The 13734-nt window shown below is 59.5% G+C and carries 13 protein-coding genes and 1 pseudogene; 5 read left to right on the top strand and 9 right to left on the bottom strand.

Features of this window, described 5'->3' with window-relative positions:
• Positions 1-54: 54 nt before the first annotated feature.
• Positions 55-1152: an acyltransferase gene (locus RBH10_RS08840; RefSeq protein WP_281039354.1), complete on the bottom strand. Its 1098-nt coding sequence runs from the start codon at positions 1150-1152 to the stop codon at positions 55-57.
• 309 nt (positions 1153-1461) lie between these two features.
• Here RBH10_RS08840 and RBH10_RS08835 point away from each other — a divergent pair.
• From RBH10_RS08835 to RBH10_RS08815, 5 genes and pseudogenes are all read left to right on the top strand, one after another.
• Positions 1462-1697: pseudogene (locus tag RBH10_RS08835) on the top strand (acyl carrier protein).
• A 257-nt stretch (positions 1698-1954) separates the two neighbouring features.
• A complete protein-coding gene (locus tag RBH10_RS08830; protein ID WP_045021664.1) occupies positions 1955-2479 on the top strand; it encodes an RNA polymerase sigma factor in 525 nt (174 codons plus the stop codon).
• Positions 2476-3426 (top strand): FecR family protein, encoded by a 951-nt coding sequence (locus RBH10_RS08825; protein WP_281039352.1) that lies wholly within the window; start codon positions 2476-2478, stop codon positions 3424-3426. Before RBH10_RS08830 ends, RBH10_RS08825 begins: the two co-directional genes overlap by 4 nt.
• A 90-nt stretch (positions 3427-3516) precedes the next feature.
• Positions 3517-5625 carry a TonB-dependent receptor gene (locus RBH10_RS08820; protein WP_306180528.1) on the top strand — a complete coding sequence of 703 codons (2109 nt, stop codon included), beginning with the start codon at positions 3517-3519 and terminating at the stop codon, positions 5623-5625.
• Positions 5622-6014, top strand: a complete 393-nt coding sequence (locus RBH10_RS08815) for a TonB-dependent receptor (protein ID WP_306180526.1) — start codon at positions 5622-5624, stop codon at positions 6012-6014. The genes RBH10_RS08820 and RBH10_RS08815 overlap by 4 nt, the downstream gene beginning before the upstream one ends.
• 73 nt (positions 6015-6087) lie before the next feature.
• Here the strand turns inward: RBH10_RS08815 and RBH10_RS08810 are convergent, their stop codons facing one another.
• From RBH10_RS08810 to kduI, 8 genes are all read right to left on the bottom strand, one after another.
• The gene (locus RBH10_RS08810; RefSeq protein ID WP_045021660.1) at positions 6088-7368 is read right to left on the bottom strand and encodes a TRAP transporter large permease; all 1281 of its coding nucleotides are present in this window, start codon (positions 7366-7368) and stop codon (positions 6088-6090) included.
• A complete protein-coding gene (locus RBH10_RS08805; protein WP_045021657.1) occupies positions 7369-7890 on the bottom strand; it encodes a TRAP transporter small permease in 522 nt (173 codons plus the stop codon). It lies immediately after the preceding gene.
• A 78-nt stretch (positions 7891-7968) separates the two neighbouring features.
• Positions 7969-8946, bottom strand: coding sequence for a TRAP transporter substrate-binding protein (locus tag RBH10_RS08800; RefSeq protein ID WP_281039350.1), 978 nt, complete (start codon positions 8944-8946; stop codon positions 7969-7971).
• Positions 8947-9090: 144 nt separating this feature from the next.
• On the bottom strand, positions 9091-9969 hold the full coding sequence (locus RBH10_RS08795) for an amidohydrolase family protein (protein ID WP_281039349.1): 879 nt from the start codon (positions 9967-9969) through the stop codon (positions 9091-9093).
• On the bottom strand, positions 9966-11102 hold the full coding sequence (locus RBH10_RS08790; RefSeq protein ID WP_281039348.1) for a D-galactarolactone cycloisomerase: 1137 nt from the start codon (positions 11100-11102) through the stop codon (positions 9966-9968). Before RBH10_RS08790 ends, RBH10_RS08795 begins: the two co-directional genes overlap by 4 nt.
• A gap of 35 nt (positions 11103-11137) precedes the next feature.
• Positions 11138-12049, bottom strand: coding sequence for a 5-dehydro-4-deoxyglucarate dehydratase (kdgD, locus tag RBH10_RS08785; RefSeq protein ID WP_281039347.1), 912 nt, complete (start codon positions 12047-12049; stop codon positions 11138-11140).
• Positions 12050-12162: 113 nt separating this feature from the next.
• Positions 12163-12906, bottom strand: coding sequence for a 2-dehydro-3-deoxy-D-gluconate 5-dehydrogenase KduD (gene kduD / locus RBH10_RS08780; protein ID WP_281039346.1), 744 nt, complete (start codon positions 12904-12906; stop codon positions 12163-12165).
• A complete protein-coding gene (gene kduI / locus RBH10_RS08775) occupies positions 12903-13727 on the bottom strand; it encodes a 5-dehydro-4-deoxy-D-glucuronate isomerase (protein ID WP_281039345.1) in 825 nt (274 codons plus the stop codon). The genes kduD and kduI overlap by 4 nt, the downstream gene beginning before the upstream one ends.
• Positions 13728-13734: the final 7 nt, after the last annotated feature.

The raw sequence follows: 13734 nt of genomic DNA, 5'->3' as shown, positions 1-13734 counted from the left end.
CTGACGGCTCCGATTTTCGCTCATTACTGACGTTCCCCAGCCCGCGCTCTCCGGTCACACCGGCTGTCTGAGTTCTGCGCGCTTTTTCAGGCGACCCTTCAGCCACTTCTGAACCGGCTGATCGTAATGGACCGTCAGGTACCATGAGAGACACGTCGTCCCGATCAGGAAAGCGATGCCGGCTGGCAGGGCGATGCCCTCCCGGTCAACCGCCGGGATCAGGAGCTCCGTCCAGGCCAGCAGCGGAATATGCAGCACATAGACCGCGTAAGATGCCGTGCCGAGAAACGTCGACAACATTCCAACCCTGCGACCCGGAACCGTCTTGCTGGCCACGAACAGCAGCGTCGGCCAGACGAGCAGCACGACCGCGAGATCGAAAAACGGCCGCAATTCACGCGAAACCGGAACGGCGAGGATGACGCAAACCAGCAGAAGGCAGAGAGCCGCGTGGACGGGCCGCAGCTCCGTTACGCGATTGCGGAAACGATAGATCAGCACGCCGGCGAAAAACGAGAAAAACACCCTGCCCATGCCGGCATACATTTCGTTCCAGCGAAAACCCGCATGCAGCTTGCCGAACTCAGCCGCCGCCACCACGAGCACGCAGGCGCTGACAGCCAGCACAGCGATTGTCTGTTTCGTGGTCGCCCGCACGCCCCAACGGCCGTAAACCGCATTCACCACCAGTTCGTTGAACAGAGACCATGCCGGGCTGACCAGAAACAATGCGCCGTTCAATGTGAGCGTGAAGGGTGCTGGAACGAAAAGAAGCCCGGTCACCAACGCAATCGCCAGCTCGCCGGGATTGATATGGCGATGAAGATCGTCAATCGGCGTCGGCAGGCCCAGCGCATAGAGGCAGATGCAATAGGCCGCCATCAAAGCCAGCCCCAGCCCATACAATGGATAAAGACGCGCAAGGCGCGCTTTCATGAAAAAGCCTGATGTGATCGTTCCTTCGCGCAGTTTCGTACTATAGGCATGCGCCAGCACGAAACCGCTGAGGGCGAAGAACAAATCGACGGCGAGATAACTCGAAGCGCCGTCTCTCCCGAAAAACTGCTCGGCATGGCGATGCACGATGAAGATCGCGGCCACGCCCCTTATGCCATCGAGCAATATGAAGCGTTCCGGGGATGACTGGACCATGGGCTTTGCTACTCGACAGGGTTGGATTATATTTACTCCAGGAAAACGAGGTTTACCGCGCAGTGGTTCATCGCTTCCAGTCAAAAACTATTTAACGTGGTACGCACCCCGCATTCTTATGGGCATGTACTCATGACCGACGCTCTTTCGCAGCCGTCAAAGGCGTGCTACGTCCGGGTGTCATCGATGCTCTGACCCTTTGACTCTGCGTATCACGCCTTGCGAAAACCGGTTTCGATTTTCGCTAGTGCCCTGGGCGCAAATTCAGTCGGATTGTTTGGCGGCAAACAACTTTCGCGGAGTCCCACCATGTCCACCATCGCAGACCGTATCAAAAAAATCATCGTTGACCAGCTAGGCGTCGATCCCGGCGCCGTTGTCGACGACGCCAATTTTGCTGACGATCTCGGTGCCGATCCCTCGAAGTCGTTCAGGTCGTCATGGAAATCGAGGAAGAATTCGGAGTGGAAATCCCCGATTCCGCCGCAAGCACAATCCTGACCGTCGGCGACGCCATCCGCTTCATCGAGAAAAACAAGGTTTGACCAGCAGCCGCAAGCACAATCCTGACCGTCGGCGACGCCATCCGCTTCATCGAGAAAAACAAGGTTTGACCAGCAGCTGCAAGCGCTAGCCAATAATGCCGCGACGGGATCGAGTTTGACCCGTTGCGCGCCAGCCATGCCTGATATGGCAGGCAGTAAAAGATACATGATAAAATAACTCATGTTTATTGCCATGGCGTAGTTTTTCACCTATTGAACCCCGGATCGCTCAATCTTTCCGACCGGGAACCCGCCTCATGTGGAGCAAGCCCACGTCACGCGCACTCGTTGATGATGCCGTACAGCTCTATTATGAGGAACTGTGCAAGGCCATGAACCGGCGTGGACACACGACCGCCATTTCGCAGGAGATCGTGCACGATCTTTATGTGCGGCTGACGGGCAAACCGAGGCTTCCGGAAAACACCTCCCTCATCCGCGCCTTTCTGGTTCGCGCCTGCGCCAATCTCGGCATCGACCGTCTTCGCCGTGAACAGTTCGAGCGCAGGCTGTTTTCCGGTAGCATGGAGGAAGCGCTTGCCGCCCCGCAGCCGGTGATCGATGCGGACGGCATTGCCGACAGGGAGCATCGGCTGAAGGTACTACGACGCGCGGTCATGACCATGTCGTTGCAGCGTCGGCAGGTCTTCCTTGCCAGCAGCATCGGCAACCTGAATTCGGTCGAGATCGCTGAGCGCAGCGGCATCAGCAAGAACATGGTCGATCGCCATCTGCGCAAGGCCTATCTGCACTGCCTGGAATGCCTGGAGGAAACGCTGTGACCGGGCTCGCAAAAACCGCTTCGGCGCTGCGCGAAGAAGCCGTCGACTGGTTCCTGCAGCGGCGCGAAAGGCCGGACGACGCGACGCTAGCAGCGGATTTCGATGCCTGGCTCGCTAGTGATGAACGGCACGCAAAGGCCTATGAGCGTGTCCGATGTCTGATGGGCGACGCCGGTGCCCTGCTGGCAGGCGATCAGGCGTTTCTCCTGAAGGCGACACGCAAGCGCAGCGGCGTTAAAGGCAATGCGACAGCGGCGGCAATTGTCGGTATTTCATTGCTCGCAGGTTTTTATCTGGCCGACATGCCCATGCGCCTGCGCTCCGACCATTTGTCCGGCACGGCGGAGCGTCAGGTCGTCACCACGCCGGACGGTTCGACGATCACCCTGAATGCCCATTCCGCGATTGCGCTCCGTTTCTCCCAGCAAGAGCGGCGCGTGGTGCTGCTGCGCGGCGAGATTTTCGTTGAAGTTGCGCCCGATGCCGCACGACCGTTTTCAGTCGAGGCGGCGGGCGGCACGACAACGGCGCTCGGCACCGCCTTCGACGTCGACATGCGTAACGAGGCGACAAGCGTGACGGTACTGGAACACAGCGTATCTGTGGGAACGGGCAAGCAAGGCCAGAGCAGCCGGCTTTATGAAAACCAGCGCGTGGACTATTCGTCAAATGGCCGGTTGGGCAGCATCGAAACGATAGACCCCTCCTCCATCGCCGCCTGGCGCAATGGTCGCTTCATCTTCGAGGACAGGCCACTTGCCGAGGTGGTGGAGACCTTCCAGCGTTATCTTCCCGGCCGCATCGTCGTGACACGGGAGAGCCTGCGGGAAAAACGGCTGTCGGGCAATTTCGATCTATCGGACCCAGGCGCCGCGCTTGCGGATCTGGCTGCCGCCCTCGAAATCGGCGTCGTCAGGGCAGGTCCCTATCTGACCGTTCTTTATTGAGTGAAATTTTCCACCGAGGGTGTCCCTGACAAGCGGGCTCGTTCGTTCGTTGAGCAGAACAATATTTGCTGCCCCGGAGAGCTGCCCGCCATGACAAGACCTAACCCGATCTCGCGCCAGAGAACCCGCACATCACTCTTCTCCGTCTTGCTGGCGAGCGCGGCGATGGCAACCATTCCCGCGCAGGCCCTGGCACAGCAAACGCAGAAGATCGCGATCAATCTGCCCGCCGGGAACATGGCAGCCGCGCTCAACCGTCTCGCCAGCCAGTCCGGCCTGCAGATGGTCTATGACGCTTCCGTTGCCAAGGGCCTCAAAAGCGTGCCCGTATCGGGAACCATGACACCGGCTGAAGCACTGGAGCGGCTGCTTTCCGGCACCGGCATCCGTTACCAGTTCATCGGTGAAAAGACCGTCAGGATGGAAATGGCGAGCCGCTCTGCCGGAACAACCGAAAACGGCGAAGGAACGGTTCTGCAACAGATCACGCTCAAGGGCGGACGCGTCTTCAACGGTGACGCCCCGAGCGTCGTCGAAATCGACTCGGCTGCCATCGAGGCGGCGCAATCCACATCCCTGCCGCAACTTCTCCAGAGAACCCCCGGCGTCAGCGCCGGCGGCGGCGTGCGATTGCAGGGGCAATCCACCGCCATTCGCGGCTTTGCCCGCCAATCCGACGTGCGGCTTCTGCTCGACGGCGCCCCGAAGAATTTCGAGCGCTACGATCAGGGTACGGTCTTCATCGATCCGGACCTGCTCAAACGCGTGGAAATCCAGAAGGGCGCGACATCCGTTCGTTATGGCAATGGCGGCTTTGGCGGTACCGTCATCATGGAAAGCAAGACGGCCTCCGACATGCTGAAACCGGGGCAGACATTCGGCGCCTGGGGCAAGACCAGTTTCCAGTCAGCCAATAAACAACAGCTCGGATCGGCGGCGATTTACGGCAAATCGGATTTCGACGGCCCCGTGACCTATGACGGACTTGCCTCCGTGATCTGGCGAAAGAGCGATAATATGCGTGTGGGCGGCGGCCAGGTCTATGACGCCTCCAACGACAAGATCACCTCCTTTTCCGCCAATGCCGGTGCTGCCTATGACCGCCACGAGTTGCGCGCCTCGGTCATCTACGGCAAATCCGCCGACTACGGCCCACTTGCCGCCAACCGCGGCGATCTCGCGCTGACGGCCTACACCATCAAGACCTACGGTTACGATCTGGCGCGGCTCCGGGCGCTTGCCTGGCGTGACATGGAAGATTTTTCCTCAACGCTGAAATATTCCTATGACGGCGATAGCGACCTCGTCAATTTCAAGGCGATGGCAAGCTTCTCCGCCACCAGTCTGGACATGACCCGTCCGACCATAGCGGGTTTTGTTCCCACCGGATCGCTGGGCGGAATGCAGGACGACACGAAATATACCGACTTCAAGCTGGAAGCGGAAAACACCTCCAATTTCGAACTCGGCGGATTGTCCCACGTCGCCAATTACGGCGTGCAATATATGCGCCACGAACGCGACTCGTGGATGTACGACATCGCCAACCGCACCAGCGCCCAATATAATTACGGTCGTTATGCGTCATGGATCAAGCCGGAAGGCACGCAGGAAACCATATCGGCATTTTTCCGCGACGAAATCAGCCTCACCGACACGTTCAAGGTCACACCCGGATTACGGTTCGACCATGTGCGCTCCGAGGGTGTTCCGAATGCTGCGCCGCGTTACAACAATCCCGCCGCTGGGCACGACTATTCGGCCGTTTCCCATAGCGGCGTAACACCTGCTTTCAGCATGCGCTGGGAAGCGACACCGGGCACCACCTTCTTCGCCGACTGGGCTTACGCCATGCGCGCGCCGGTCATTGACGAGCTTTATTCGAGCCAGAGCGTGGCAAGCTCCGCGTCCGCGACGTCTCGCAACCTGAAGGTGGAGCGCAACAACAATTTCAATATCGGCGTCTCGCAGCAGTTCGACGATGTGTTATTGAATGGCGACAGCCTGACAGCCTCGATCGGCAGTTTCTACAACAACGTCACCAACCCGATCACGCGACGTTTCGGCAGCGCCAACCTCGCCCGCGTCAAGAACGTACCGTTTTACTGGAACACCCCATCCTACAAAATCTACGGCCTCGATGTTTCCGCCAGCTACGATCCGAACATATCTTTGGAAACCTCGGCCTCTCCTGGATGAACGGTTCCCGCAATGGCGCGATCAACGACGTCTACGGCCCGAATACCTATATGAACGACCTGTCACCGCTGACTGCCAACGTTCAGCTCGGTTACAAGCTGCCGGACTGGGATCTGGCTTTCAGCTGGAACGGGCAGTTCGTGGCCCATCAGGAACGCACCCCTGTCAATCAGGGCACCGGATATTTCTATGCCCGGCCGGAAAGTCTCGGATATGCCGTGCATGGCATCGCCATCGACTGGACACCGAAGGAAGGCATGATGGCCGGAACTGAAGTGCATGCCTCGGTCGACAACCTGTTCGACAAATATTACTTCCCCTATCTGAGCGACGGCATCTCGGCCATGCCGGGGCGCAATTTCAAGCTGTCGATCAGCCGCAAATTCTAAGAGGCGCAAAGGCCTGCTAAACCAAAAGGGCCCCGCCAGAACGGCGAGGCCCATGTTTGACGATCCGTTGCGCTTACCGGAAAAGCGAGGGCAGCCACAGTGAAAGTGACGGGATATAGGTGACCGCGAGCAACACTGCGATGCTGGCCCCGAAGAACGGCCAGATCGTCCGCATCGCCTCCCGTATCGATATGCCGCCGACCGCGCATCCGACGAAAAGCACCGTTCCGACTGGCGGTGTATTGAGGCCTATGCCGGCATTGAGGATCATGACAACGCCGAAATGTACGGGATCGATGCCGAAGGCCTTCACGACAGGCAAAAGCACCGGCGTGGAGATGATGACCATCGGCGCCATGTCCATGAAGGTGCCGAGCAGCAGCAGGATGACATTGATGACCAGAAGCACGATGATCGGATTGTCCGAAATCGCGCTGATCGCCGCAATCATCAGCGTCTGCACCTGCAGGAATGCCATCAGCCAGCCAAAGGCTGCCGCCGTACCGATGACAAGCAGGACCATAGCCGTCGTTCTCACCGCGCCCATGACGGCTTCCACGAAACCGCTCCAGTCGAGCTCGCGATAGACCAGCATGGCGACGAGGAAGGCGTAGAGAACGGCGATGCAGGAGCTTTCCGTTGCGGTGAAGATGCCCGAACGCACGCCGCCGAAGATGATGCCGATCAGCAGGATGCCGGGGAACGACGCCAGAAGATAATACATCAGCTTGGAAAAGCCGGGGAACGGCTCGGAGGGATAACCCTTGCGCCGCGCAACGATATAGGCGGTGACCATCAGGGCTGCGGCAAGCAACAGGCCCGGAATGATGCCGGCGGTGAAGAGATCGGCCACCGAGACATTGCCGCCCGCCGCGATCGAATAAAGGATCATATTGTGCGATGGCGGGATCATCAGCGCGATGATGGCAGCGTTGACGGTAACATTGACGGCATAGTCCCTGTCATAACCGCGCTTGGCCATTTGCGGGATCATCAACCCGCCGACGGCGGATGCATCCGCCACAGCCGAGCCGGAAATACCGCCAAACAGCGTCGAGGCGACGATATTGACCTGCCCGAGACCACCGCGCAGATGGCCGACCAGCCCTGCCGCAAAACGGATGAGGCGATGGGCGATACCGCCGCGCACCATCAGGTCACCCGCGAAGATGAAGAACGGGATTGCCATCATCGCAAACACGTTCATGCCGGAATTCATTTGCTGGAACACCACGATGGGCGGCAGGCCGAGATAGAGAACGGTGGCGAAGGAAGCAATGCCGAGGCAAAACGCAATCGGAGTGCCGATCAGCATCAATAGGGTGAAGACACCGAAGAGAATGGTGTAAGCCATTTACGCGGCCTCCTGTACGAGAATATCCGCCGCGATCTCCTCGCCGATGGCGAGATCGACGAACCGCTCGGCCGCAAACAGCGCGATCAGAAAACCGCCGCCCACCAGCGGGAAGAAGTCCGTGCCACCCGGCCAGCCGAGAACGGGGATCGTCGCCGTCCATGTGCCGATGGAAAGCGAGGTTCCATACCAGGCCATGCCGACACCGAAGAAAAAGATCAGGGCAAGACTGGTCAGGTCCATTCCCTTCTGGATGCGCGGCGGCATCATGTAACGCAGAATATCCAGCCCCAGATGCACGCTTTCCCGCACGCCGACAGCCGCCCCCAGCATGATGAACCATGACATGAGGTGAAGCGACAGCGGCTCCGACCAGCTGGGTGAATCGTTCAGGATATAACGGGCAAACACCTGCCAACCGACGATAAGCGTCATGGCGATCATGCCGATACCGGCAATATAGAGCGACGCGTGGCTGAGCCCGCCAAGAAATGGGCGAACCGCCCGCATGAAATTTCGCATTTGCCTTCCTCCTCCTCCTTCAATCAAAACGGCGACAAAAGAAAACCGGCCCTGTTGCCAGAGCCGGTTTGTCCTATGTCACTTCACCGCTTTTACCCGTTCCAGAAGGTCTTTCATCTTGGGATCGGTCACGAACTTGTCGTAGACCGGGGTCATCGCGGCGGCGAATTCCGCCTTGTCGACCTTGATGACATTGACGCCGCCGGCGCGCACCTTTTCTTCCGATGCCTTTTCACGGGCGCTCCACAATTCGCGCATCTTGCCGACGGAATCCTTCGCCGCCTGGCGCACGAGCTTCTGGTCTTCCGGAGACAGCTTGTCGAAGGAGACCTTGGACATGACGAGGATTTCCGGGTTGAGGGAGTGTTCCGTCAGCGAATAGTTCTTCGCAACTTCATAGTGGCGGGCGGATTCGTAGGACGGCCAGTTGTTTTCCGCACCGTCGACGACACCGGTTTCAAGCGAGGAATAGACCTCGCCCATCGGCATCGGCGTCGGGTTGGCGCCAAACGCCTGCATCATCGAAATCCACAGATCCGACTGCTGCACGCGGATTTTCAGGCCCTTCAGATCCGCCAGTTTTTCGATGGGCTTTTTGGTGGTGTAGAAGGAGCGCGCACCAGAATCGTAAAAGGCAAGACCGACAAGGCCGTGCGGTTCGAAAGCCGCCAGAACCTCATCGCCGATCGGCCCGTCAACGGTATTGTGCATGTGCTCCGTCGAACGGAACAGGAAAGGCAGGCCGAGAACGGTGGTTTCCTTCACCAGATTGTTGAAGGGCGCGGCATTGACGCGGTTCATGTCGATCACGCCGAAGCGGGTCTGCTCGATGGTGTCTTTCTCACCGCCGAGAACCGAGTTGTTCATGACCTGCACCTTGATGCGGCCATTGGAGCGTTCGGACAGAAGCTCGCCCATATATTTCACGGCTTCGACCGTCGGATAACCGTCAGGATGAATATCGGCCGAACGCAGGGTGATTTCCTGCGCCTTGGCAGAAACACTCGCGAGCGCGATCCCCATCGCGACGCACATCATGCTTGCAATCTTTTTCATTTCTTCCTCCTCCATTGTAACAACGGCCCAGCCCCTCCAAGGCTATCGGACCGAATTTTTCACGCCCATCCGGGCCGGCATGCAAAGACCTTTCACTTGATAAGGACGATGGGACCTCCCTTTCCCAACCATCCCGGATTGACACTATGCCGCCTTGAACGGCGGCAGCTTGAACAGGGCTTCAGGGTTCTCCACCAGCGCACGATGACGCGCCGCCTCATCCGGCAGCCAGCCGAGAACCAGTTCCGCAAGCCGTGCATCATCGGGATAAGCGGCGGTCTCGCGGATGGAATTGTGCGGCCAGTTGGTGCCCCAAACGATGCGCTCCGGCGCATGCGCCGCGATCACGCGAGAAAAGGCGGCGACGTCCTCATAAGGCCAGCTGTTGCGCGAGCTTTCATAGACGCCTGCGAACTTGAACCAGAGATTGCCGCGATCGATGAGCTTCAAAAGTGCAGCCATCTCCGGGCCGTCAGGGTCGATACCCCTGAAGAACTTGCCGTGATGATCGAATACCCAGCGCGAGCGGATTTTCTCAAGTCGCGGCAAATGGTCGAGAAGCGTGTTGCCGTCGAACTGTACGGCCACCATCCAGTCGGCGGCACAAGCGCGCTCGTCGACGGCCTCCAGCTCGGAAAGGTTCACCGCCCCGCCCGGCAAATCCATGATGCGCGCGCCGACAGCACCGGAGGCGGCAAGACGTTCCATGTCCTTTTCGGTCGTGCTGGCGTCGATGATCACCACCGCGCACGCCGCCTCGCCCATCTCGGCAACGCAGGCGAGCGTGTTGGCATTGTCGCGCTGATGGGCATTGCCCTGGGTGATGATGACGCGGTCTATACCGAGCCACTGCATGAGTTTCCGATAATCGGCAGGCCCCGGAAGTGCGCCCGGTGGCAGACCCGGTCCGCCCGGCAAGGCGGGATAACCCGGCAGATACAGATGCATCTGCGTATCGATGGCCCCCTTTGGAAAAAGCGGATTCGGAGGCGTGCCTGTCAACTGGCGTTCAAGCGTGGTCATGCGTCTGGCATCCTGAATTCGACAAGGGCGTCACGGTTGATCTCAATGCCGAGGCCCGGCCCATCGGGGATGGCAACAACACCACCCACCGCCTCGAGCGGTTGTTTCAGCACGGCCTGGCGGAACGGATTGGGCGTGCGATCGAATTCCATGATCGGCTCGATAGGATTGACCCGAACCGGGTCGGGCGTCATCGCCGCCATGAATTGCAGCGCAGCCGCGATCTGCACGCCGGTGCCCCAGACATGCGGCACGATGCGCACGCCGTGGAGCGTGGCAAGTGTCGCAATCTTCTGCGTTTCGGAAAAACCGCCGCAGCCGCAGAGATCGGGCTGGAGAATATCCACCGCACCGGCGGAAAGTGCCTGCCACATGCCGTAACGCCCGTGCCAGGTCTCGCCGCCCGCAATCGGGATCGGCTGGCCTGCCCGCACGCGCTGATAGGCATCAAGCTGTTCGGGAACCACCGGCTCCTCGAACCAGTCGATGCCATATTCAGCCGCACGGTTGCCGAGCGTGATAGCTTCCGTAACGGTATAACCGTGATTGGCGTCGATCATCAGCCGCATATCCGGCCCGATCGCCTCACGCACGGCGGCGATGACCCGCAGGTCTTCCTCGATGCCGAAGCCGATCTTGATCTTGCAGGCGTGAAAACCTTCCGCACGGCGCTCCGCCATTTCAGCGGCATTGTCGGAGATGCGGTCGACCCCATCACGCTTGAAGCTGCCGGTGGCATAAGCGCGGACGCTTTCGCGCCAACGCCCGCCGAGCAGCATGGAGACGGAAGCACCGTAATGCTTGCCCTTGATGTCCCACAGCGCGATATCGATGCCGGACAAAGCGGTGAGGCTGAGGCCGCGCTGGCCCTGGTCGCGTAGGGCATTATAAAGCACGGCCCAGATCTTTTCGGTCTGGCGCGGGTCCTGGCCGATAAGCCAGCCGGAATAGGCCTGAACCACGGCGGCGTTCGGTCGCGCCGGACCGAGGCATTCGCCCCAGCCGACGGTTCCGTCATCACATTCGATTTCCACCAGAATATGGGCGCGCCGGTCGAAGCGCATGGAGGCGCTTTCAAACGGCGTGTCCAGCCGATGTTCGAGCAGATGCGTGCGCACCGCTGTTATCTTCATCGCTCCCCTCCCGTTTTGCCCGGATCAGGCCATGATCAGGCCTTGCGCTTATGCGTGCCGATCAGGGCATCGAGCATGCCGATTTCCTCATTGGTCAGATCCTTCAGCGGTGCACGCACCGGGCCGGCATCAAAGCCCTGCAGGCGAACGCCAGCCTTGATGGCGGAGACGGCGTAGCCCTTCGCACGGTTACGGATCGCCATGAACGGATAGAAGAACTCCGTCAGGATGCGTTCGCAGGTGGCGCGCTCACCGGCACGCAGCGCCGCGTAGAACTCGTTGGCAAGACCCGGCACGAAGTTGAAGACAGCCGAGGAATAGGTGGTGAAGCCGGCGCCGAGATAGGCTTCGGCAAACAGTTCCGCCGTCGGCATGCCGCCGAGATACATCAGGCGGTCGCCCATCTTGGCGGTGATCTGGCGAACGAGACCGATATCGCCGGTTCCATCCTTGAAGCCGACGAGGTTCGGGCACTCATCGCAAAGACGCGCCAGCGTATCCGCCTGAAGTACGGAATTGTCGCGGTTATAAACCATGACGCCGATGCCAACTGACTGGCAAATCTTCTTGATATGCGCGTAAAGGCCTTCCTGCGGCGCATCGATGAGGTAGTGCGGCAGAAGCAGGATGCCATCGGCACCGACCTTTTCGACGGAACGGGCGATATCGACCGCCATCTCCGTGCCGTAACCGCAGCCCGAGACGATTGCCGTTTCGCCGGCCACTTCCTTGGCAGCCGAAACGATGGTGGGGATTTCATCCGGCTTCAGCGAGAAGAACTCGCCCGTACCGCCCGCGGCAAACAGCACCGGCGCCTTGTAACCGGCAAGCCATTCGACATGCGCCCTGTAGCTATCGGCCGCAAAACGACCCTCGGAATCAAAATGGGTTACCGGGAAGGAGAGCAGGCCGGAGCCAAGCGCCGCCTTGATCTGTTCAGGGTTCATAAACGAAATTCCTCTGCAAGTTCACTGACTGGAAGCCACCTAAACCGCTTGCCGCATATTTGTCAACAAGTCATCATACAAGTTATATGATGAATTTTAGAAACTGGCGCAAATCAGCGCGCCAGCCAGCCGCCATCGACGTTGAGAATGGCGCCATGCACATAGTCGGCCGCCGGCGAAGCGAGGAAAACCGCCGCTCCGGCGATGTCTTCGGAATGCCCCCAACGGCCAGCCGGAATGCGCTCGAGAATGGACTTGTTGCGGGCGACATCCGCCCGTAGCGCCTCGGTATTGTTAGTTTCGATGTAGCCGGGCGCGATGGCATTCACGTTGATGCCCTTCGCGGCCCACTCATTTGCCAGAAGCTTGGTGAGACCGGCGACGCCATGTTTCGCCGCCGTATAGGAAGGCACACGGATACCGCCCTGAAACGACAGGAGCGAGGCGATATTGACGACCTTGCCGGACCGCCCTTTTGCCAGCAGTTCCTTTGCGAAAGCCTGCGTGGTGAAAAACAGCGCCTTGAGATTGACGTCCATCACCTCATCCCAGTCGAGTTCGGAAAACTCCACGGAATCGGCCCGGCGAATAATGCCGGCATTGTTGACGAGAATATCGAAACCGGCGCCAGTGAAGCTGTCCTTCGCCGCCAGTGGATCTGCAAAATCGATCGACAGCGCACTTGCCTTGCCGCCGTCCTTCGCAATCAGTTCCAGCGTTTCGTCCGGCGCGCGGCGGGCGGCGCAGACGACTTCCGCGCCAGCGGCGGCGAGGCCGACCGCGATTGCCTGGCCAAGCCCGGTATTGGCACCCGTCACCAGCGCCTTACGCCCTTGAAGCGAAAAGGGATTTTTCATTTCAGATCCCCCGGCTGGATAAAGTCCATGTCGGTATAGTCGACATTGTCGCCCGCCATCGCCCAGATGAAGGTATAGGAGCCGATGCCGGCGCCGGAATGGATCGACCAGGGCGGCGAAACCGCACCCTCTTCATTCGAAATGAACAGATGCCGGGTCTCCTGCGGCTCACCCATCAGGTGCAGAACGCGCGACTTTTCATCCATGCCGAAATAGAGGTAGGCCTCCATGCGGCGATCATGAATATGGGAAGGAATGGTGTTCCAGACGGAACCGTCCTCCAGCGTCGTGTAGCCCAGCACTAGCTGGCAGCTTTCCATGACGAGCGGGTGGATGAACTGGTTGATGGTGCGCTTGTTGGAGGTCTCGGTCGCGCCGAGCTTGACCTCCTTGCTGTCGGCAAGGCTGACGAGCTTGGCCGGCAGGCTGCGATGCGCCGGGCATGAGGTGATATAGAATCGCCCTGCCCCGTCGAAAGTAACGGCACCGCTGCCCGCGCCGAGATAAAGCACGTCGCCACGATTGAGCGTGTAGCTCTGCCCGCCGGCGTTGACGGTGCCGGTCTCGCCGATATTGACGATGCCCATCTCGCGCCGGTCAAGGAAAGACGGCGTCTTCGTTTCTTCTACCCTGTCCAGCGTCAGCGGTGCGCCGTTCGGCACCGCGCCGCCCATGACGAAACGGTCGTAATGGGTGTAGATCAGTCTGATTTCACCGGAACGGAACATGTCGCTGGCGAGGAAATGCTTGCGAAGCCCTTCAGTATCGAGCGTCTTTGCAAACTCCGGGTTGACAGCCTGCCTTGTTTCGACGGTCAGCATCAAACTC

Source organism: Rhizobium sp. AN73 (genome assembly GCF_030757975.1).
Classification (GTDB): domain Bacteria; phylum Pseudomonadota; class Alphaproteobacteria; order Rhizobiales; family Rhizobiaceae; genus Agrobacterium; species Agrobacterium arsenijevicii.
Note: the sequence above shows the minus strand (reverse complement) of the source record. Positions and strands in the feature narration are given on the sequence as shown.